We start from the raw sequence: 20,739 nt of genomic DNA, 5'->3' as shown, positions 1-20,739 counted from the left end.
GACTCAACACTAAGACGGTTTTCCGGCGCCGGGACCGAACCGCTGAATCGCTTTTCTTTCCAGGCGCTTGGCACAGTGGCCGAGGGCAGCCTTGATTTCTTTCTCGACCATGCGCGTGGAAATGCCGAAACGCTGGGAGATTTCCAGGTGCGGCGCCTCTTCCAGGCGCGCGGCGATAAGGATCTTGCGGCGCCGCGCCGGCAGCTCGTAGAGGGCCTTGACCAGGGACTGGATTTCTTTCTGGCCGCCCACCACCCGCGACGGGTCCTGGGCTTCATCGGCGCTTTGCAGCAGTTCTTCCACCTCGCTGCCGGTAAGCAGGCGCGCATCGGCCTGGCGGCGGTCGGCGGCGATATTCAAGGCCATGCGGTACAGATAAGCATTGGGTTGTGCCAGGTTGGGCGGCACTTGCATGCGGTCCACCCGCAGGTAGGTTTCGTGCAGCACGTCGTTGGCCAGGTCCTCTGAGCCCAGGCGCTTGCGCAGGCGGACTTTGAAGTCCTCATAGGAGGCCAGGAACAAGCTGACCATCGTGCTATGCCCGGTATCTTTCATCCGCTCCAGGCTCCTTTTGCTGCTGTGCATTCCATGCGTGTTCCTGTTGTGTCGGGCATTAAAAGCAACGTTACCGGTTGGCGCAGCGAACTGGGCGCCGGGCGCTCGACCCGGGTAGTGGCCAGGCTGCGAACCAGAGCGTCATCGCGTTGTTCATCGCCGGTGGAGCTGACCAGCCGGCTGTGTTCGATCAGGCCATTGCGTTTGACCCACACCTGCACCAGCGCACGAAAACTGCCGGGGCGGGTCAGGGGCGAACGACACAGGCTGGCCTCGATGGCCTGTTGCAAGGCCGTGGCATAACTGTTGTTGATCCGCGCCGCCTGACGCGCCGCCGCGCCTTGGGTGGGCGTCGGCGGGCTGACCTCGGGGATCTGCAAGGTAAACGCATCGCTGCGTGCATAACGGGCCATCAGGCCACTCCCTGTCAGCAACATCGCCAGTGCGTCCTGCGCGGTGAAACGCCCGCGCACCGCGATGGAACGCCGGCTCCGCGTCAACTCGCGGTCCACCAGCACCGCCATGCCGGTGGCGCGGCTGTAGGCTTGCAAGGCGTGTTCCAGGTCCTGCGCCGGCAGGTTCAGTGTCAGCAGTGGCGCATCGGCCTGGGCCACGCCGCCACCGGCCAGCAGGCAAAGCAAGGCCAGGGCGCATACGGCGCGCCGCCAGGCCCTTTGTTCACCCCACGCTTTGCCTCGCTGCACGGTCGACGCGCCCTAGAAAACCGTCATCCTGAGGCCAGTTTATGAACCTGATGTTACGGTGATAGCAAAAAAAACATCACGGTGACGTAAGGCGCGCTGCACTAGACTGGCGAGCGTGACAGGCCATTGCCCACGACCCGCCAGGAGGCCCTCGATGAAACGCTTGATGTGCATTGCCAGCCTGTTGCTGTGCGCCTCACTTGCCTCACTTGCCCACGCCGCCGAACTCCCAGCCAATGGCTGCGCCGAGGTGACGGTGGATGGGTATAAAGCGCCCGACTATGCCTGCTTGAGCCAGCAGATGGGCAACGACACACGGGCGGCGAAGGCGGCCAGCAAGAACCGTGAAGCGCAAAACATCGGGGTGGAAAAACGCCCACCGAACAAAGTGGGCCTGGCCACCCCGGCAGCGACCAGCGTGCGCATGGGCAATACCTTCGGCACCTCGGTCAAACCGCAGCGGCCTTGAGTTATTCGATAACTGTCTGAGCCAATCAGACCCCCTGTGGCAGGGGGTCTAGAGGGGTTGGCAGATTGAGTTTCAAGCCGCGTGGCTTTCCTTTTTCAAGCTGTCCATATCGATCACGAAGCGGTACTTCACGTCGCCCTTGAGCATGCGCTCATAGGCTTGATTGATGCCCTGGATGTCGATCATTTCCACGTCCGAGACAATCCCATGCTTGGCACAGAAGTCCAGCATGTCCTGGGTTTCCTGGATACCGCCGATCAGCGAACCGGCCAGGCTGCGGCGTTTGAAGATCAGGTTGAAGACCGTCGGCGACGGATGCGGGCTGTCGGGGGCACCGACCAGGGTCATGGTGCCGTCGCGCTTGAGCAGGTTGAGGAAAGCATCGAGGTTATGCGGCGCGGCTACGGTGTTGAGGATGAAGTCCAGGCTGTTGGCCACGGCGGCCATTTCGTCCGGGTTCTTCGACACCACCACCTGGTCGGCGCCCAGGCGCAGGCCGTCTTCGCGCTTGTTCGGCGAGGTGGTGAACAAAGTCACATGGGCGCCCATGGCGTGGGCAATTTTCACTGCCATATGGCCGAGGCCACCAAGGCCGACCACGCCGACTTTTTTGCCCGGCCCAACCTTCCAGTGATGCAGCGGCGAATAGGTGGTGATGCCGGCGCACAGTAGCGGCGCCACGGCGGCCAGGTTGCTGGCATCGTGGGAGATGCGCAGCACGAATTTCTCCTTGACCACGATGTTGTCCGAGTACCCGCCATAGGTGTTCTCACCACCGAACACCGGGCCATTGTAGGTGCCGGTAAAGCCGTTCTCGCAGTACTGCTCCTCGCCCTCGGCGCACGACGCACAGTGCTGGCAGCTGTCGACCATGCAACCGACGCCCGCCAGGTCGCCGACTTTGAAATTCTTCACATTGGCGCCCACCGCCGTCACGCGGCCGACAATTTCGTGGCCGGGTACCGAAGGGTAAAGGGTGTTGTTCCATTCGTTGCGCGCGGTGTGCAAATCGGAGTGGCACACGCCGCAATAGAGGATGTCGATCTGAACATCGTCCGCCCCTGGTGCGCGGCGCTCGAAGGTAAAGGGCTTGAGCGAATCCTTGGAGTCCCGAGCGGCGTAGCTGTAAGTCTTGGCCATTTCGTTCACCTATGTGATCTGACGTTGGAGGTCAGTGGACTAGCATAGACGCTGAAACGTTCAACCGAGCACGCCCGTACAATTACCCCTGCGCACCGGCGCCTAACCTCACGGCTTTCGATCATCTAGAACGCTGGAGAATGGGCATGGTTAACAAAGCAATCAGGGCAAGCCTGGCAGTCACGCTGCTGGCCGGCGCAATGATGGGCAACGCATTCGCGGCGACACCAAGCGTGGCCGTAGCGCCGCAATATGACACCAGCCATGTGTACGTCGCCCCGGCGGATGTGGATCGGTTTGCCCAGAGCTTTCTCGCCACCTTCGGCGGGAAAAGCACGCCCCAGGTGGTGGTAAACGTGTTGCCGGTGCCGAGCAGCACCACTTCGCAATTGCTGCAGACGCCGGCCGGCACCGTGTCGTTGTTCGGCTTTACCACGCCGATCCCGCACCCCTTCGGCCAGGAACGCAACGGCTACCTGGTCAAGGACATGGACGTAGCGCTCAAGGCCGCGCGGGCAAACGGCGCGGCGGTGATCGTCAGCGACTTCCCCGACCCCATCGGCCGCGACGCCGTGGTGCAGTGGCCAGGCGGTGTGAACATGCAGCTTTACTGGCACACCAAGACCCCGGACTACGCCGCGTTCCAGACCGTGCCGGAAAACCGCGTGTACCTGTCCGCCGACCGCGCCGATGAGTTCATCAAAGCCTTCCTGGGGTTTTCCCACGGCAAAGTTCTGGGTGATGACAAACACGCACCCGGCGTAGAGGTGGGCCAGGCCAACGGCACCTACCGTCGCGTGGACATCGAGTCGCCGTTCGGGCGCATGGCGGTGCTGGTCACCAACGGTCAACTGCCCTACCCGTTCGGGCATGAAACCACCGGCTATCAAGTCGCCGACCTGAGCGCCGCCCTGGGCAAGGCCACTGGTTCCGGCGCCAAGGTGCTGGTGCCGACGTTCGACGGCAAAGGCCGGCGCAGCGCACTGGTTGAATTCCCGGGTGGCTACGTCGCCGAGATTCACCAACTCAACGCGGCCCAATGATTCGTCGTACGGGCTGGAGCCTGGCCGTGCTGTGGCCGCTGCTGGTCGGCAGCGTCCACGCCGACCCGCAGCCGGCGCGCCCGACGATCAAGACCAATCGCTGGCAGGAAGACTGGTCGGTACTCAAGGATCCGGCGCTGCGCACGCAGCCGTTGGACAACCTGAAGTACATACCCTTGTCCAGCGCCAACCCGTTCACCTACCTGTCGTTGGGCGCGACGCTGCGCGAACGCTTCGAGATGAACGATGCCAGCGGTTTCGGTGTGAAGAACGTGGCTCGCGATCGCTATTTGATCCAGCGCGTTCAGGTACACGCCGACCTGCACCTGAACGAACACTGGCGGCTGTTCACCCAGCTTGAAGATGTGCGGGCCTACGACAAAACCACAGTGGGCGGGGCCGACCAGAACCGCGTTGACTTGCGCCTGGCGTTCGCCGAATACGTGAAGCGCTTCGACAGCGGTACCCTGAAAGCTCGCGTAGGGCGCCAGGACTTTGCCTTCGACCTGCAGCGTTTTATCTCATCGCGGGACGGGCCGAATGTGCGCCAGTCGTTCGATGCGCTGTGGGCCGACTGGGAGACCGCCGACTGGCGTTTTATCGGCCTCGCCAGCCAACCGGTGCAGTACCAGGACGGCCGGCACTTCGACGACAAGTCCAACAGCGACGCGCGCTTTCACTTACTCCGGGTGGAGCGCCTGGTGGGCGGCAAGAATGAGCTGTCGGCCTATTACGGCGTGTACGAACGCAGTGCCGCGCACTACCTGGACGCGGACGGCGACGAAACCCGCCACCTGTTCGACGCACGCCTGGGCGGCGCGGCCATGGGGTTTGACTGGGACATCGAAGGGATGCTGCAAAGCGGCGCGGTGGGCAGCAAGGATATTCGCGCCTGGGCCGGTGGCAGCCGCACTGGCTACACGTTCGACAGCCTGGCCTGGAAACCGCGCATCGGTCTGCAATTGGACATCGCCTCGGGCGACCGCAAGAGCGGTGACGGCACGCTCGGTACGTTCAACCCGCTGTTCCCCAATGGCTATTATTTTTCCCTGGCCGGCTACACCGGGTACAGCAACCTGATCCACGTCAAGCCGTCCATCACCGTCAAGCCGATCGACAAGCTCAGCGTGCAAACCGCCATCGGCTTGCTCTGGCGCCAGACCACCGAGGACGCGGTCTACACTCAGCCCAACCTGCCGGTCGCCGGCACTGCGGGCCAGGGCGAGCGTTGGACCGGGGCCTATGCACAACTGCGCACCGACTATGCCTTTACCGGCAACCTCAGCGGCGCCGTGGAGGCGGTGCATTATCAGGTCGGGCAAACCCTGCGCGACGCCGGTGGCGATGACAGCAACTACCTGGGGGTCGAACTCAAGTTCAGTTGGTGACCCTCAAGCAAGCACAGGCGTACAAGCCGCCCATTCGCTTTACCCCAATAGTGACGGTTTTCACCCACCCAGGAGTTTTCCATGAGCACATTCGTTGCCAAAGACGGTACCCAGATCTACTACAAGGATTGGGGCAGCGGTAAGCCCGTGTTGTTCAGCCATGGCTGGCCACTGGATGCCGATATGTGGGAATACCAGATGGAATACCTCAGCAGTCGCGGCTACCGCACCATCGCCTTCGACCGCCGTGGTTTCGGCCGCTCCGACCAGCCGTGGACCGGCAACGACTACAACACCTTCGCCGATGACATCGCGCAACTGATCGAACACCTGGACCTGCGCGACGTGACGCTGGTCGGTTTCTCCATGGGCGGCGGCGACGTAGCGCGCTACATCGGGCGCCACGGCAGCGCACGGGTTGCCGGCCTGGTGTTGCTGGGTGCGGTCACGCCGATTTTCGGCCAGGCTGCGGATTATCCGCAGGGCGTGCCGGCTGAAGTGTTCGACGGAATCAAGGCCGGCCTGCTCAAGGATCGCGCGCAATTTATCGCGGACTTCAACACGCCGTTCTTCGGCCTGAACAAAGGCCAGACCGTCTCTGAAGGCGTGCTGTCGCAGACCCTGCAGATCGCCATGCTGGCGTCCCTCAAGTCGACCGTGGACTGCGTCAGCGCGTTCTCGCAAACCGACTTCCGCGCAGACATGGCCAAGGTCGATGTACCGACCCTGGTGATCCACGGCGACGGTGACCAGATCGTGCCGTTCGAAACCACCGGCAAGGTGGCCGCCGAGATGATCAAGGGCGCCGAGCTGAAGGTGTACAAAGACGCCCCCCACGGTTTTGCCGTGACCCACGCCCAGGCACTCAATGAAGACCTGCTGGCGTTCCTGAGCCGCTGAAACACCCTCTCGTTTTGGCCGGGCTTGCCCGGCCTTTTTTTGCTCAAGAGAAACGCTGGCCCACCACCAACCGCCCAGGCCCGGCGATCAGAAGACTGGTGAAGATGATCAGCAGCAGCCAGCCGAATTGGCCCTCCAATAGCGTCCACTCCGGATGCACCACCAGCATGGCGATCACCAAAACGGCAATGATCGGCAGGCACGCCAGACGCACCAGCACCCCGGCCACGATCAGCAGCGGGCACAGTACCTCGGCGAAAATCGCCAGCCCGAGGGTCACGTGGGCACCGAGGTGGAACGGGTCTTCGATAAGCGTCAGTTGTTCGCTGTAGTGCAGCACCTTGGGCAAACCATGCACCCACAGCAGAAACAGCGCCCCGCTCACGCGCAAAAAGAGCAACCCGAAGTCCTGGTTTTTGCCGTCATTCATATATGCTTCCTGTTCGTTGGCCTCTTGGTGCCACCGATGGTGCGGGCAGATGCACACCCACGCTTGCAGCCTTGTGCTGACCTGCTCACCGTCGCGCGCTGAACCGCCGGCCGCTTGGCGCGGTCCCACCTCATACGCTCATCGCTGCAGGAACGTTCGAATGACACTCCCAAAAGAAATGACCTTGATCGAAATCACCACCCCCGGTGGCCCCGAGGTGCTGCAACCGCGTCAGGCGGCGGTGCCGGAGGCTGGCCCCGGTGAGATTCTGATTCGTGTGCACGCCGCCGGGGTCAATCGCCCCGACGCTCTGCAACGCGCCGGCAAGTACCCGATGAAACCGGGCATGAGCCCGATCCCCGGGCTGGAAGTGGCTGGGGAAGTGGTGGCGCTGGGCGACGGCGTTAGCGAATACGCCATCGGCGACAAGGTCTGCGCGCTGACCAACGGCGGCGGTTATGCGCAGTTCTGCGCGGTTCCGGCCGGCCAGGCGTTGCCGATCCCCGAAGGCATGGACTGGATCCAGGCCGCCGCCGTACCTGAAACCTTCTTCACCGTCTGGGCCAACCTGTTCGGCCTGGGCGATGCACATACCGGCCAGCGCGTGCTGATCCACGGCGGCACCAGCGGTATCGGCACCACCGCGCTGATGCTGTGCCGCGAGTTTGGCATCCAGGCGTTCGCTACCGCCGGCAGCGCCGACAAATGCGCGGCCATCGCCAAACTCGGCGCCGAACCGATCAATTACCGCGAGCAGGACTTCGCCGATGTCATCGCCCAACAGACCGACGGCCATGGCGTAGATGTGATCCTCGACATCATGGGCGCCTCGTACCTGAACAATAACCTCAAGTCCCTGGCCATGGACGGGCACCTGGTGATGCTCGGCTTCCTCGGCGGCGGCAAGGCCCATGACGTGGACCTGCTGAGCATCCTCGCCAAACGCGCGGTGATCACCGGTTCCCTGCTGCGCGCGCGCACCGGCGCGGAAAAAGCCGCCATCGCCGAGCAACTGCGCGAGTACATCTGGCCGGTCCTCACCGCCGGGCGCTGCCTGCCGATCATCGACAAGGTCTACCCCTACACCGACGCCGCCCAGGCCCATGCGCGGATGGAAGGCGGCGATCATATCGGCAAGATTGTGTTGCAGGTCGCCTGATTCAAAAACACTACAAACCAATGTGGCAGGGGGCTTGCTCCCGATAGAGTTGGGTCAGTCAATGATGCTGTGACTGTCCTACCGCTATCGGGGGCAAGCCCCCTCCCACATTGATTGCGTGATTATTCGGAATAGGTGGGATAGTCGATATAGCCCGCCTCACCGCCACCGTACATCCCCTCTTCCCGCAGCGGATTCAACGGCCAGCCATTGAACAGGCGCTGGGGCAGGTCCGGATTGGCGATAAAAGGCCGTCCGAACGCGATCAAATCCGCCAACCCCGCCTGCACCAGACGCTCGCCGCGTTCGGCGGTGTAGCGCCCGGCGTAGATGATGCGGCCGCTGAAGGTGCTGCGTACCGCTTCGCGGAAGGTGTCGGGCAGGTCCGGCGCGTTGTCCCAGTCGGCTTCGGCGATGGACACATAGGCAATCCCGGATTCTTCCAGCACCTTGATCGCTTCGATGTAGGTGTGATGGGGGTCTTCTTCTACCAGGCCGATGTACACGCGGTCCTGATCGGTGCCGCTGAACAGCGGCGAAAAACGCACGCCCAGGCGTTCCGGGCCGACCACTTTGCACACCGCTTCGACAATCTCGCGCAGGAAGCGCAGGCGGTTGTGCAGCGAGCCGCCGTATTGGTCGTCGCGGGTGTTGGAATGGGCCGAGATGAACTGGTTGACCAGGTAACCGTTGGCCGAGTGGATCTCCACGCCGTCGAAGCCGGCGTCCAGCGCATTGCGGGCCGCTTGGGCGTACTGTGCGACTAATTCTTCGATTTCCAGCGCGCTCAAGGCGCGCGGCACCGGCGGTTGCTTCAGCTCGCCGACGCCCGGGCCGGTCTGGATAAAGGCTTTGGCCTGCAAGGCCGGGAGCGCGGAGGGTGCCACCGGTGCCGCACCGTCCGGTTGCAAGGCGTTATGGGATACGCGGCCCACATGCCACAGCTGGGCAAAGATCACCCCGCCGTCGGCGTGCACCGCGTCGGTGACTTTGCGCCAGCCATCGATCTGGGCCGGTGAGTAGATACCCGGCGTCCAGGCATAGCCCTGGCCGCGCGGTTCGATCTGGGTGCCTTCGCTGACCATAAAGCCGGCGCTGGCACGCTGGCGGTAATACTCAGCCATCAGCGCGGTAGGGATATCGCCCGGTTGCGCGCTGCGCTGGCGGGTCAGGGGTGGCAGCACGACGCGGTTGTTCAAGGTGTGATGCCCGAGTTTTACCGGGGTGTTCAAGAGACTGTCAGTCATTGCGATATTCCAAATTCGAGGCGAGCAGAAGCATTGGCGACTCGTTGGAGTCGCCAATGAATACAGCGCGGGGGGGTTAACTTAAGCGGTGAGTTTCAGCAGGGCCTTGGCCACATCGGCGGAGCTGGCCGGGTTCTGGCCGGTAATCAACAGCCCGTCCTCAAGCACGAAGGACGACCAGTCGGCGCCCTTCTGGTAGTGGCCGCCGAGCTTCTTGAACTCATCTTCAATCAAGAACGGCACCACTTCGGTCAGGCCCACGGCAGCTTCTTCGGAGTTGGAGAAACCGGTGACGCGACGGCCCTTGACCAGCGGCTCGCCATTGACCGCTTTGACGTGGCGCAGCGCACCCGGTGCATGGCAGACAAAACCGATGGGCTTGCCGGCGCGCTCGAAGGCCTCGATCAGTGCGATGGAGGTCGGCGACTCCGCCAGGTCCCACAACGGGCCGTGGCCGCCTGGGTAGAACACCGTGTCGAAATCGGCGGCGTTCACCGAATCCAGCTTGACCGTATTGGCCAGCGCCTGTTGCGCGGCCGGGTCGGCGGCGAAGCGGCGCGTCTGCTCGGTTTGCGCATCCGGCGCATCGCTGACCGGGTCCAGCGGCGGCTGGCCACCGGCTGGGGATGCCAGCACCAGCTCGGCGCCGGCGTCCTTGAACACGTAATACGGCGCGGCAAACTCTTCGAGCCAGAAGCCAGTCTTGCGCCCGGTATCGCCGAGCTGGTCGTGAGAGGTCAGTACCATTAATACTTTCATTTTCCAGTGCCTCGATCGGTGTGAATGTCAGTGTGTTCGGGGCCGCCCAACAGGTGCTGGGTCAACCCGAGCGCCGCGTCGAACGGCGCCGATGTACGGGTGATTTTGCTCATGACGCTGCTGCCCAACCACAACGCATAAAGACGCTGGGCCAGGTGCGTAGGGTGCTGCGTAAAGCTGAGGGAGCCGTCGTCGATGCCACGTTGCAGCGCCATCCCGAGTAAATCGATGGTGCGCGACGTACCGCGTTGCAACGCCAGACGCATCGGCTCTGAAAGGTCTGACACCTCGGCACCGAGTTTGACGGCAAGGCATTTGCCCGCATCGGTGCAGCCGGTCTGGTTGTCGATCCAGGCTTGCCAATAACGCATCAACTTGGCGTGCTGGCTCAGCCCCGGCTGGTCGAACAGTTGCTGCATGCCCCGTACGTAATGGTCGAAGTAGGTGTCGAGCAACACCACGCCGAACGCGTCCTTGGAATCGAAGTAGTGATAGAACGAGCCTTTGGGCACATCGGCGGCCTGCAGGATTTCGGTCAGCCCAACCGCGGAAAAACCCTTGCGCCCGACAATCGCTTGCGCGGTTTGCAGAATCGTCTGGCGTGCGTCTTTACTAGGGTTGCTCATGCTTCACTCCTGCCGATTAGACCAGTCGTCTAGTGCGTGGAGCCATGGTAGGAGGCAGGCCGGATGCCCACAATGTCAGATCCGCAAGGATTCCGGACATGCCGTCCACGCCAGTTGCCGTTTACCCGGTACACGCCGACAATCCCCCCTCCCGCGCCCCTTGGAGAATGACGATGCACAGCGTTGCGCTGATGGTTTACCCGAACTTCCAGTCCCTGAGCCTCAGCCTGGGTTCGGTGTTCGAGTGCGCGAACCTGCTGCGCGGCGAGCCGGCCTATGAGTTTCACTTGGTATCGGAAAGCGGCGGCGCGGTGATGACGTCCCAGGGCTTTTCGGTGAACACCTCGCCGATTCGCCCCCAGGGCTACGACACGCTGATCGTCAGCGGTTACCTGGAATTCCGCCTGCCGGAAGCCAACCTGCTGGACATGGTCAAGGCCGCGTCCGCGCAATCACGACGCGTGGCCTCGCTGTGCATGGGCATCTTCGTGCTGGCCGAGGCCGGCCTGCTGGCGGGCAAGCGCACCACCACCCACTGGATTCACGCGCCGGCCTTTCGCAAGCGCTACCCGGACATCCGCCTGGAAGACGACAAACTGTTTGTGGTGGACGGCCAGGTCTGGACCGGCGCCGGCATGAGCGCTGGCGTCGACATGGCCTTGGCCATGGTGGAAAACGACTTGGGCAGCGACCTCGCCCGGCGCATCGCACGCAAACTGGTGATCGCCCAGCGCCGTGGCAGCGAGCAGTCGCAACTGTCGGCGCTGCTGGAACTGGACCCCAAATCCGACCGCGTGCAGTTGGCCCTGGCCTACGCCCGCGAGAACCTGACCCATGACCTCTCCGTGGAGGCATTGGCCGATGTGGCGCGGTTGAGCCCGCGCCAGTTCAGCCGAGTGTTCCGCGAGGAAACCGGGCAAACCCCGGCCAAGGCCATCGAAGCCCTGCGGGTGGAAGCCGCGCGGGCACTGATGGAAACCAGCCGGCACCCGGTGGAAGTGGTGGCCCGCGAGACCGGTTTCGGTGATCGCGAGCGCATGCGCCAGGCGTTTCTACGGGCGTTCGGCCAGCCGCCCCAGGCGATGCAACAGGCGTTTAATGCAGCGCCGCTCGGGTAATCAAAAAGCTCAGCAGTTGCGGGTCGTCATCCAGCTCAAGCATCTGCACTGGGCGTGGCAGGTTATCCAGCACCGTGCGCCAGAACGCCTGTGACACTTCATCCTGATCATAAAAGCGCACCAGCCAATTTGTCTGGCCGCTGCAGAGCACCTGGTTGGCAATGGCGCGGCCGATGCCTTTGCGGCGGTAGCGCTTGAGAATAAACAGGTCAGCCAGCTCCAGCGCGTCGATGCCGGGCAGCTCGCTGTCTTCGATCAGCAGGAAGCCGGCGATATAGCCGTCCACCAACAGCAGGTTGGCGCTCCAACGCGGATCTTGCCAATAGCGGGCCAAGTGTTCGTCGTGAATGTAAAAACGGCCATCGGCCTCGACATCTTCCTGCTCCCAGTCCGACGACTCGTAGGCGTAGTACTGGTAGAGATTGCGGATCAACTCGGCCTCTTCGGGGCCGGTCTGGATCAATTCCACGGTGGTTTCAGGCATAGGGCGCTCAGTCAGAAAAAACAGGGCGCCATTGTTCACAAAACCCCGGCAGGGGCCAAGCGCGCGGCGAACCTTTCTGCTGGCTGAACGGATCGCAGTTAGCCATGGCCTCGGCCAAATTCTTGAAACATTTCGAATAGACTTCGCCGGTTCGCCACTTTTTCAAGGACACGCACTTTGACCAACGTCTGTACCGCCGGCCTGGATGTGGGCTTCGCCTCCCTGGATTACCTGCAGATTTTCATCCTGGGCGTGATCCAGGGCATTACCGAGCTGCTGCCGGTGTCCTCCACGGCCCATATGCGCGTGGTACCCGCCCTGCTCGGCTGGCAAGACCCCGGCTCGGCGTTCTCCGCCGCCATGCAGTTGGCGGCGCTGGCGGCAGTGGTCAGCTACTTCTGGCGCGATGTGCGCCAGGTGGTCAGCGGCAGCATCGGCGCAGTACGCCAGGGCGACTACGACAGCCCGTGGTTCAAGCTGGCGGTGGCGATTGTGCTGGCGACGGTGCCGATCTGCATCGCCGGACTGGCGTTGTCCTCGACCCTGAACGCCTGCAACTCGCCGCTGCGCGGACTGATGGTGATCGGGATTTCCTGTGTGGTGATGGCGGTGCTACTGGCGGCGGCCGAGCTGCGAGCCCGGCATACCCGTGAGGTCAGCCAGATGCGCCTGCGGGATGCGCTGATCGTCGGTGTCGCGCAGATTGGCGCGTTGATTCCGGGCGTATCGCGTTCCGGCTCGACCCTCACTGCGGCGCTGTTCCTCAACTTCAAACGCGAAGAAGCTGCGCGCTTTTCCTTCCTGCTGGGCCTGCCGGCCATCGCCCTGGCGGGGTTGAAGGAGCTGTGGGTGCTGCTGCACGCCGAGCTGCCTGCCCATGCCTGGCCGCATTTACTGTTCGGGCTGGTGGTGGCCAGTGTCTCGGCCTTCTTCGCGATCTGGGGCCTGATGAAATTCCTGGAGCGGTTCTCCACCTGGCCCTTCGTGATCTACCGCGCGCTGCTGGGGGTGTTCCTGATTGTGGCCGTCAGCACCGGGCTGCTGAGTTGATATAACACCCGTCTCAACCCGGCATAAATCTTATGTGGGAGGGGGCTTGCCCCCCTCCCACATCGACTGCGTTTCATTGTTGGCAGCTGGCGTTTTGTCATGGTTTGTAAAGGGCCAGCAAGGCCGGTCCCTTTTAATTGCAGGACGTTTCCTAGACAATCCTGGCCGCCTTGTGCCTGCTGGAATCGGTGGCTAGTCTGCGGTCCGTCACTGCTCATCAGTGATCGGGTTTAGCAGCCTGACGTCAATAGGCACACGGTTCACATCTGCGTTTATGGTGGCTGTGCGCGGGGCACCTTCGGGTGCGCTGGTTTTCCTATTGACCGGTCTGCTAACCCGCGTACAGCTGCCACCCTCGTTTAGCAGCGTTGGCGGTAGCTCCTTAGCTCAATAGGAGTTGCACAATGAATAAAGTCGTACCCGACCCACCCTTCGATCCCGCCAAAGACCGCGCCGCCTTCAACCGCGCCATCGATCACTATCTCCCCACCCAAGGCATCCACTCCGTCAACGAAGACCTGAGTTTTGAAGATGCCCTGCTCTACACCGCCAGTTTGCTCGACAGTGCGTCGGCGACTGCGTTGGATTGTGGGGAGCAACTGGAAAGCCCGGAGCGGGCGAAGATCTTGGCGGTGTGGCATTTGCTGGAAATTGCCAAAACCACTGTGGATCGCTCCATCAACTGCCTGAAATGCGGTTAGAAAATGTGGGAGGGGGCTTGCCCCCGATGGCGGTGGATCAGGTAAGTAGATGTCAACTGACACTCCGCTATCGGGGCAAGGGTATCTACGCAACCTTTCAGACCCTGACAAATCTCCCTGTGGCGAGCGGGCTTGTCCCGCGCTGGGCTGCGCAGCAGCCCCAGTCAAGAAGATCGCGGTGTATCAGACACTCTGTAGAGGCTGGTTTTGGGGCTGCTGCGCAGCCCAGCGCGGGACAAGCCCGCTCACCACGACAGCCCTATCCGCCGCGCTTTTAGCGTTGAGCCAACGTTGTGTAGGTACCTACGGCTATCGGGGGCAAGCCCCCTCCCACATTTATGCACCGCAAAAAAATCTGCAGCATTCAGCCCGAACCGACTCATCTTGTTGTACAGCCCGCCCCGGGACACGTACAGTTGCCGGGCGGCCAGGCGGATGTTGCCGCCGGGGCTTTTGAGAGCGGCGACGATGGCGTGCCTTTCGTGGCTGCTCAGGTCCTGGCCCCGGTAACGGTAGGAGGGGCTTGCCCTCCTACCGTGTTGGCCGTCAGTCCAAGTCGCTCGCGTCATGGCGTTCGGGCAATTGTGCATCGCCAGAGACCCGATTCACCCGCCGCCCACGTTGCACCGCCGGGCGCGCATCAATGGCGTCCGCCCAACGCAGCACATGTTTGTATTCATGCACCGACAGAAACTCCGCTGCCTCATACAGACGACCTTTCACCAATCCGCCATACCAAGGCCAAATGGCGATATCGGCGATGGTGTATTGATCGCCGGCGATGTACTCGCTCACCGCCAGGCGCTTGTCGAGCACGTCCAGTTGACGCTTGGTTTCCATGGCGAAACGGTTGATCGGGTACTCCATCTTGCTCGGCGCATAGGCATAGAAATGCCCGAAGCCACCGCCCAGGTACGGCGCGCTGCCCATCTGCCAGAACAACCACGACAGGCATTCAGCCCGCGCCGCAGGCTCAGTGGGAAAGAACGCGCCGAATTTCTCGGCCAGGTACTGCAGGATCGCGCCGGACTCGAACACGCGAATCGGCTCAGGGCCGCTGCGGTCCATCAGCGCCGGGATCTTGGAATTGGGGTTGACCTCGACAAAGCCACTGCCGAACTGATCGCCGTCACCGATCTTGATCAGCCAGGCGTCGTATTCCGCACCGCTGTGCCCCAGGGCCAGCAACTCTTCCAGCAGGATGGTGACCTTCTGCCCATTGGGCGTGGCCAGGGAATACAACTGCAGCGGGTGCTTGCCCACCGGCAGTGCCTTGTCATGGGTCGCGCCGGCAATCGGCCGATTGATACTGGCGAAGGTGCCGCCGCTTTCGGTGTCCCAGGTCCAGACTTTAGGGGGTACGTAGTCGGTCATGCTTACGGCTCCAGAGGCATTGGCTATCAACTGAGCGCGTCAGACTAAACCAAAGACCGGGGGTGCGTCACACTCCCCTGCGCGTTATGCACGGGCACCCGCACACGCAGTGCGATCAACAATGCGGCCAGTAACATCAAAATACCCGCGCCCAGAAATACGCCGCCGATACCCGTGACACTGAACATTGCGCCCCCGCCAGCGGCGCCCGCCGCGATTGCCGATTGCACCGACGCCACTACCATGCCACCGGCACTTTCCGCCTGATCGGGAACCGCACGGGCCACCCAGTTCGACCACGCCACTGGCACACCACCGAAGGCCATCCCCCACAGCGCCAGCAGCATCGCTTGACCAGGCAATGACGCGGGCAGCAACACCAGGGCCAACGCCGCAACCCCCACCAATACCGGCATCAGCACCAACGTGCCGCGCGGGTTACGTACCAGCAACCCGCCGGCCAGCAGCGTACCGACGAAATTCGCCGCGCCGAACCCCAGCAACATCAGCGCCAGGCCCTGGGTCCCGACGCCTGTGGTGCTTTCCAGAAACGGTCGGATATAGGTGAACAGCGCAAAATGTGCGGTATGCACCAGCACACAGCCGAACATGCCGATGGCGATGCCCGGGCGCAACAGCACCTCCAACACTGTGCGCAAGCGCGCCGTGCCATTGGGGGCCAGGCGTGGCAGCGTGATGAACTGGAACGCCAGGGTGACCACCCCCACAGCCGCAGCCGCGATAAATGCGCTGCGCCAGCCATACAGACCGCCAAGATAGCTGCCCAGCGGAACGGCGACGACGGTGCCCACCGCAATGCCGCTGAAGATGATCGACAGGGCGCGCGGCAGCGACGCGGCCGGCACCAGGCGCATCGCCACGGCCGCCGCCATGCTCCAGAACCCGCCGAGGGCAATACCCAGCAGGATGCGCATCAACAACAGCACCACCAGGCTGGACGAGAACGCCACCAGCAGGTTGGACGCAATCATCAGCGTGGAGAACCCCAACAGCACCAGGCGCCGGTCGATGCCACGCGTCAGGCCGGGCACCAGCAACCCCGCGAACAAAGCCACCACCGCCGTGACCGTGACCGCTTGGCCGGCCAACGCTTCCGACACGCCCAAATCCAGGGCCATCGGCGTCAGCAGGCTGGCCGGCAGGTATTCGGCCGTGAGCAGGCCGAACACCCCCATCGCCAGGGAAAACACCGCCATCCAGGCCGGAGTGCTCGGTTCAACCCCGCAATTGACAGGGGCGTAGGACACACAATCATTCATCACAAGACATCCTCAGGCTTTAGCGAGACGATCAGTCTAGGTATCGCCATCTGGATGATCTATGATTCAAACCCTTAACTTTTTGACCGAAACCCCGATGCCAACCGACACCGCGTTCACGCTGTCTTCCGAACTGATCAACGAACTGCTGCGCAGCATGCGCCTGCGCGGCGTGCAATACCGGCGCATCCAGGCCGGGCCGGTGTTCGGTATCGGCTTTGCGGCTAAACCGGGTCATGCGTATTTCCATTTCCTGGCTGCCGGCTGCGCGACCTTGCGAATGGAGGACGGCAGCCTCTTTGAACTGTCGGCGGGAAATGCGGTGTTTATCGCCCACGGTGGCGCGCATGCGCTGTCATCCCAACCGGATGCCCCCGTGCAGGACATCGCCAGCTTCGACGCAGCGTCGCTGGGCGATACCGTGTGTGCCGTCAACGCCTCACCCGATGAGCCTGCCAATACCCTGCTGTTCAGCGCCTGCATGGAGTTCGAACTCGACAGCATCCAGGGCCTGGGCAACCTGATGCCGGCCTTGATGCTGATCGACGCCGGCGGCCAGCGTTACCCCGGCCTGATGCCGATCCTGGCAGTGATGGAGCGCGAAGTTTCCAGCGCCCGCATCGGCTATGCCGGCATCCTGGCGCGTCTGGCCGATGTGGTGGCAGCGATGATCGTGCGCGGTTGGGTCGAATGTGCGTGCGCCAATGCGTCGGGCCTGGCAGCCGCCTTGCGCGACAACCGCCTGGCGGGCGCCCTGCTCGCCCTGCACCAGCAACCGGGCCGCGACTGGAGCGTGGCCGAGCTGGCGGCGCACTGTCATACCTCGCGCTCGGTGTTCGCGGACCGTTTCCAAGCCACCCTGGGGGTGCCACCGCTGCGTTACGTAACCGAACTGCGCATGCGCCTGGCCAGTCAATGGTTGACCCTGGAGCGCCTGCCCATCGAAGAGGTGGCGTACCGCCTGGGGTATACCTCACAGGCCGCTTTCAGTCGCGCCTACAAACGCATCACCGGGCAACCGCCGGGCGCCAGCCGCCAAGGTTTCAGAAGCCCGGCATAAGGCATGCCTCGTCGACCGACTGAGCCATGCAAGCATTGCGCGGTGCGACCGAGGAACCTTAATCTCCAAACCCATCACCCTGACAGCAATGGAGGCTTCATGAAACTGATCGGTATGCTCGACTCGCCCTACGTACGCCGCGTCGCCATTTCTCTGGATCTGTACGGGGTGGATTTCGTGCATGAGCCCTTGTCCGTGTTCCGCACCTTCGACGAATTTGCGCAGATCAATCCGGTGGTCAAGGCCCCGACCCTGGTGCTGGACGATGGCACGGTGTTGATGGACTCCAGCCTGATCCTGGAATACCTCGAAACCCTGGCCCCGGCTGACAGGAAGTTGTTGCCCCAGCCGCCTGGCGCACTTGCCCGCGACCTGCACGTCCTTGGCTTGGCCCTGGCAGCTTGTGAGAAAAGCGTGCAGATCGTTTATGAGCACAACCTGCGCCCGGCCGAGAAGCTGCACGCGCCGTGGCTCGAACGCGTCAGTGGGCAGTTGCTCGCAGCCTATGGGTTGCTAAACAAGCAGTTGGACGACAGCGAAGCGCTGACCCAGGCGTCGATTACAGCCGCCGTTGCCTGGTCGTTCAGTCAGTTCACTGTGGCGTCGGTGGTCAAGGCCGATGCGTTTCCCAACCTGCAACGGCATGCCGAGCGGCTGGAGCAGCATCCGGCGTTCAAGCGTTACCCGATCGCCTAAGCGCCGCAGTTCAAATGTGAGAAGGGGCTGGCCCCCGATGGCAGTGGGTCAGTCACTGATGCATTAGCTGACCCATCTTCATCGGGGGCAAGCCCCCTCCCACATTGATCTGGGTTGTCTGAACTGCAGTGTTCGGCTCAGACCCAGCCGCCATCGACAATAAAGTTCTGCGCCGAACACATCGCCGATGCTTCGGAGGCCAGGAACAGCGCCATATTGGCGATATGTTCCGGCAGTACGCTGCCGGGCAGGCACTGGCTGCGCGCGATCAGGTCCTTGGCGGCGTCATCGACCCACATGGCCAGCTGTTTTTCGGTCATCACCCAGCCCGGCACCAGAGTGTTGACGCGGATGCGGTCCGGGCCCAGCTCGCGGGCCAGGGCACGGGTCATGCCGTGGGCGGCAGCTTTGCTGGCGGCGTACACCGGGTAGCCGGCGGAGGCCATCATCCAACCCACCGAACCCAGGTTGATAATCGAGCCGCTGCCGGTGCTTTTCATCATCGGCACCACGGCCTTGGCCGCAAAAAACGCGTGCTTGAGGTTGACCGCGATAAGCCGGTCGAAGGTGTCCGAGTCAACTTCTTCCAGGGTGTGACGCACATCGTTGGCAGCGTTGTTGACCAACACGGTGATCGGGCCGAGGGACTGTTCGAAGCGGCCGATGGCGGCCTTGTAGGCGATCTCGTCGGTAATGTCGCAGCAGACAAACTCCACCGCGTCCCCGCGTGAACTCAACAGCGCCGCCAGGCGTTCGCCCTGGCTTTGCGCGCGATCCACAAAACCGACCTTGGCACCTTGGGCGGCAAACGCGCGAACCATGAATTCGCCGATCCCGGAGGCGCCCCCAGACACCAATACAGTCTTGCCCTTGAGGTCGGGGTAAACGGCGTGCTCAGTACTCATACAGTGATGCCTCGCTTAATTAGTCTTATTTTATTTTACGAAACGACGGTTAAAGGCTATAAATTCGCTGTCATAACGACAAAATATCGCTATTAGTAGAACTATTCCACTCAAAACAACAAAAGGAAGTTCGATCATGAAGCACCCTCGATACCTGCTCTCCGGCCTGGCGCTGTCGATGCTGATCGCCAGCGGCGGCGTTCAGGCGGCCGGCTTGTCCAGCGAGCACAAACCCTTCGGTAAAACCAACGACGGCACGCCGGTCGAACAGTACATCCTGCGCAACAGCCACGGCATGCAAGCCACGGTGATCACCTACGGCGGCGTGCTGCAGTCGCTCAAAGTGCCGGACAAGCACGGCAAGGTCGACGACGTGGTGCTGGGCTTCGACGACGTGCAAGGCTATCAGAGCGGTACCGCGTTTTTCGGCGCCACCATCGGACGCTTCGGCAATCGCTTGGCCGGCGGTGCTTTCGAACTGGACGGCAAACGCTACCAAGTACCCCTCAACGACGGCCCCAACTCGCTGCATGGCGGCGCCCAGGGCTTCGACAAGCAGGTGTGGAAAGCCGAGCCGGTCAAGGACAAAGATTCGGTCGGCGTGAAGCTGAGTTACCTGTCCAAGGACGGTGAGATGGGCTTCCCCGGCAACCTGACCACCGAGGTCACCTACCGCCTCAACGACAAGAACGAACTGCACATCGACTACAAAGCCAGCACCGATAAACCGACGGTGCTCAACCTCACCAACCACAGCTACTTCAACCTCGCGGGCGCGGGCAACGGCGATATCCTCAAGCAGGTCGCGACCTTGCATGCCAGCCACTACACCCCGGTGAATGCTACGTTGATTCCGACCGGTGAACTGGCGCCGGTCAAGGGCACGCCGATGGATTTCCTCAAGCCGACGCCTATCGGTCAGCACATCAAAGAAGACCATCCGCAGCTCAAGTTTGCCGAGCCGAAACAAGGCGGCTTTGACTTCAACTGGGCCCTGGACACCCAAGGCGACGTCAAGCAACTGGCTGCCGAAGTCCACGACCCCGAATCCGGTCGGCGCTTGCAGCTGTACACCAGCGAACCGGGCGTGCAGTTCTACACCAGCAACTTCCTCGACGGTTCGGTGAAGGGCAAAGCCGGCAAGACGTACCTGCACTGGAGTGGGTTTACCCTGGAGACCCAACACTTTCCCGATGCGCCGAACCAGCCCAAGTTTGCCTCGACCCGCTTGAACCCCGGGCAGACCTACACCCAACACACCGTGTTCAAGTTCAGCGCTGATTAACACCGCTTTACTGTGGCAGGGCTTGCCCCCGATTGCGGAGTGTCAGTCTGCTTTTTGCTTCTGATACACCGCCATCGGGGGCAAGCCCCCTCCCACATTGAGTCCTTACAGGGCATGGAGTCAGCGGTGTTTCATGGGCTCAATCACCGCTGCCAGCACCAGCATCGAACAGCCCCCTCCCACCTTTTGATTTCACATGACCAAGGCTCAGCGTTGTTTCATGGGCTCGATCACCGCTATCAGCAACAACATCGAACAGCCTTACTGTGGGAGGGGGCTTGCCCCCGATTGCGGAGTGTCAGTTTGCATTTTTGTTTCTGATCTACCGCTATCGGGGGCAAGCCCCCTCCCACATTGAGTCCTTAC

Annotated in this window: 22 protein-coding genes and 1 pseudogene; 11 read left to right on the top strand and 12 right to left on the bottom strand. The window is 62.4% G+C overall.

All coding sequences use genetic code 11. From position 1 onward, the window contains the following. Positions 1 to 9 precede the first annotated feature (9 nt). Positions 10 to 555, bottom strand: a complete 546-nt coding sequence (locus tag FIV35_RS10985) for an RNA polymerase sigma factor (protein ID WP_034113023.1) — start codon at positions 553 to 555, stop codon at positions 10 to 12. Then, entirely contained in the window at positions 552 to 1,196 is a 645-nt protein-coding gene (locus FIV35_RS10980) for a secretin and TonB N-terminal domain-containing protein (RefSeq protein ID WP_034138729.1), read from the bottom strand. Before FIV35_RS10980 ends, FIV35_RS10985 begins: the two co-directional genes overlap by 4 nt. Before the next feature lie 217 nt (positions 1,197 to 1,413). On the opposite strand from FIV35_RS10980, the gene FIV35_RS10975 reads away from it, so the two are divergent. Continuing rightward, entirely contained in the window at positions 1,414 to 1,728 is a 315-nt protein-coding gene (locus tag FIV35_RS10975; RefSeq protein WP_034138707.1) for a hypothetical protein, read from the top strand. 72 nt (positions 1,729 to 1,800) lie between these two features. Here FIV35_RS10975 and FIV35_RS10970 read toward each other — a convergent pair whose 3' ends face one another. Continuing rightward, positions 1,801 to 2,868, bottom strand: coding sequence for an NAD(P)-dependent alcohol dehydrogenase (locus tag FIV35_RS10970; RefSeq protein WP_034138708.1), 1,068 nt, complete (start codon positions 2,866 to 2,868; stop codon positions 1,801 to 1,803). 146 nt (positions 2,869 to 3,014) lie between these two features. Here FIV35_RS10970 and FIV35_RS10965 point away from each other — a divergent pair, with 146 nt between their 5' ends. The 3 genes from FIV35_RS10965 to FIV35_RS10955 all read left to right on the top strand — a co-directional run bounded on the left by FIV35_RS10965 (position 3,015) and on the right by FIV35_RS10955 (position 6,199). Next, positions 3,015 to 3,911: a VOC family protein gene (locus FIV35_RS10965; RefSeq protein ID WP_034138709.1), complete on the top strand. Its 897-nt coding sequence runs from the start codon at positions 3,015 to 3,017 to the stop codon at positions 3,909 to 3,911. Continuing rightward, entirely contained in the window at positions 3,908 to 5,299 is a 1,392-nt protein-coding gene (locus FIV35_RS10960; RefSeq protein ID WP_083377883.1) for an alginate export family protein, read from the top strand. The genes FIV35_RS10965 and FIV35_RS10960 overlap by 4 nt, the downstream gene beginning before the upstream one ends. Positions 5,300 to 5,380: 81 nt before the next feature. Then, complete coding sequence (locus tag FIV35_RS10955) at positions 5,381 to 6,199, top strand: alpha/beta fold hydrolase (protein WP_034113016.1); 819 nt, start codon at positions 5,381 to 5,383, stop codon at positions 6,197 to 6,199. Between the two features lie 43 nt (positions 6,200 to 6,242). Here FIV35_RS10955 and FIV35_RS10950 read toward each other — a convergent pair whose 3' ends face one another. Next, positions 6,243 to 6,629, bottom strand: a complete 387-nt coding sequence (locus FIV35_RS10950) for a DoxX family protein (RefSeq protein ID WP_034138711.1) — start codon at positions 6,627 to 6,629, stop codon at positions 6,243 to 6,245. Between the two features lie 160 nt (positions 6,630 to 6,789). On the opposite strand from FIV35_RS10950, the gene FIV35_RS10945 reads away from it, so the two are divergent. Continuing rightward, a complete protein-coding gene (locus FIV35_RS10945) occupies positions 6,790 to 7,788 on the top strand; it encodes an NAD(P)H-quinone oxidoreductase (RefSeq protein WP_034096901.1) in 999 nt (332 codons plus the stop codon). Between the two features lie 122 nt (positions 7,789 to 7,910). Here FIV35_RS10945 and FIV35_RS10940 read toward each other — a convergent pair whose 3' ends face one another. The 3 genes from FIV35_RS10940 to FIV35_RS10930 all read right to left on the bottom strand — a co-directional run bounded on the left by FIV35_RS10940 (position 7,911) and on the right by FIV35_RS10930 (position 10,420). Next, positions 7,911 to 9,035, bottom strand: coding sequence for an alkene reductase (locus FIV35_RS10940; protein ID WP_034138712.1), 1,125 nt, complete (start codon positions 9,033 to 9,035; stop codon positions 7,911 to 7,913). A gap of 81 nt (positions 9,036 to 9,116) precedes the next feature. Further along, the gene (locus FIV35_RS10935) at positions 9,117 to 9,794 is read right to left on the bottom strand and encodes a type 1 glutamine amidotransferase domain-containing protein (protein WP_034096899.1); all 678 of its coding nucleotides are present in this window, start codon (positions 9,792 to 9,794) and stop codon (positions 9,117 to 9,119) included. Continuing rightward, entirely contained in the window at positions 9,791 to 10,420 is a 630-nt protein-coding gene (locus FIV35_RS10930) for a TetR/AcrR family transcriptional regulator (RefSeq protein ID WP_034138713.1), read from the bottom strand. Before FIV35_RS10930 ends, FIV35_RS10935 begins: the two co-directional genes overlap by 4 nt. A 173-nt stretch (positions 10,421 to 10,593) precedes the next feature. Here FIV35_RS10930 and FIV35_RS10925 point away from each other — a divergent pair, with 173 nt between their 5' ends. Then, a complete protein-coding gene (locus FIV35_RS10925; RefSeq protein WP_034096897.1) occupies positions 10,594 to 11,538 on the top strand; it encodes a GlxA family transcriptional regulator in 945 nt (314 codons plus the stop codon). Here the strand turns inward: FIV35_RS10925 and FIV35_RS10920 are convergent. Continuing rightward, positions 11,516 to 12,022: a GNAT family N-acetyltransferase gene (locus tag FIV35_RS10920; protein ID WP_034096896.1), complete on the bottom strand. Its 507-nt coding sequence runs from the start codon at positions 12,020 to 12,022 to the stop codon at positions 11,516 to 11,518. The genes FIV35_RS10925 and FIV35_RS10920 overlap by 23 nt on opposite strands. A gap of 177 nt (positions 12,023 to 12,199) precedes the next feature. On the opposite strand from FIV35_RS10920, the gene FIV35_RS10915 reads away from it, so the two are divergent. Further along, positions 12,200 to 13,072: an undecaprenyl-diphosphate phosphatase gene (locus tag FIV35_RS10915; protein ID WP_034138714.1), complete on the top strand. Its 873-nt coding sequence runs from the start codon at positions 12,200 to 12,202 to the stop codon at positions 13,070 to 13,072. Between the two features lie 404 nt (positions 13,073 to 13,476). After that, positions 13,477 to 13,773 (top strand): DUF6124 family protein, encoded by a 297-nt coding sequence (locus tag FIV35_RS10910; RefSeq protein WP_034138715.1) that lies wholly within the window; start codon positions 13,477 to 13,479, stop codon positions 13,771 to 13,773. Positions 13,774 to 14,123: 350 nt separating this feature from the next. On the opposite strand, the pseudogene FIV35_RS10905 reads toward FIV35_RS10910, so the two are convergent. From FIV35_RS10905 to FIV35_RS10895, 3 genes and pseudogenes are all read right to left on the bottom strand, one after another. After that, positions 14,124 to 14,273, bottom strand: a pseudogene (locus FIV35_RS10905) (helix-turn-helix domain-containing protein); the annotation flags it as partial. A 46-nt stretch (positions 14,274 to 14,319) separates the two neighbouring features. Continuing rightward, on the bottom strand, positions 14,320 to 15,147 hold the full coding sequence (gene yghU, locus FIV35_RS10900) for a glutathione-dependent disulfide-bond oxidoreductase (RefSeq protein WP_034138716.1): 828 nt from the start codon (positions 15,145 to 15,147) through the stop codon (positions 14,320 to 14,322). A 44-nt stretch (positions 15,148 to 15,191) separates the two neighbouring features. Beyond that, positions 15,192 to 16,427 carry an MFS transporter gene (locus FIV35_RS10895; RefSeq protein ID WP_034138717.1) on the bottom strand — a complete coding sequence of 412 codons (1,236 nt, stop codon included), beginning with the start codon at positions 16,425 to 16,427 and terminating at the stop codon, positions 15,192 to 15,194. Positions 16,428 to 16,524: 97 nt separating this feature from the next. On the opposite strand from FIV35_RS10895, the gene FIV35_RS10890 reads away from it, so the two are divergent. Next, complete coding sequence (locus FIV35_RS10890) at positions 16,525 to 17,487, top strand: AraC family transcriptional regulator (protein WP_034138730.1); 963 nt, start codon at positions 16,525 to 16,527, stop codon at positions 17,485 to 17,487. 99 nt (positions 17,488 to 17,586) lie between these two features. Next, a complete protein-coding gene (locus FIV35_RS10885; RefSeq protein ID WP_034138718.1) occupies positions 17,587 to 18,183 on the top strand; it encodes a glutathione S-transferase in 597 nt (198 codons plus the stop codon). Between the two features lie 137 nt (positions 18,184 to 18,320). Here the strand turns inward: FIV35_RS10885 and FIV35_RS10880 are convergent, their stop codons facing one another. After that, entirely contained in the window at positions 18,321 to 19,088 is a 768-nt protein-coding gene (locus FIV35_RS10880; protein WP_034138719.1) for an SDR family NAD(P)-dependent oxidoreductase, read from the bottom strand. 136 nt (positions 19,089 to 19,224) lie between these two features. Between FIV35_RS10880 and FIV35_RS10875 the strand changes: the two genes are divergently transcribed. After that, the gene (locus FIV35_RS10875) at positions 19,225 to 20,373 is read left to right on the top strand and encodes an aldose epimerase family protein (protein ID WP_034113004.1); all 1,149 of its coding nucleotides are present in this window, start codon (positions 19,225 to 19,227) and stop codon (positions 20,371 to 20,373) included. Positions 20,374 to 20,739 lie beyond the last annotated feature (366 nt).

The sequence above is a fragment of the Pseudomonas rhodesiae genome (genome assembly GCF_007858255.1).
Taxonomy (GTDB): Bacteria; Pseudomonadota; Gammaproteobacteria; order Pseudomonadales; family Pseudomonadaceae; genus Aquipseudomonas; species Aquipseudomonas rhodesiae.
The sequence above is the reverse complement of the archived record's forward strand: the minus strand, read 5'-3'. Positions and strand labels throughout refer to the sequence as shown.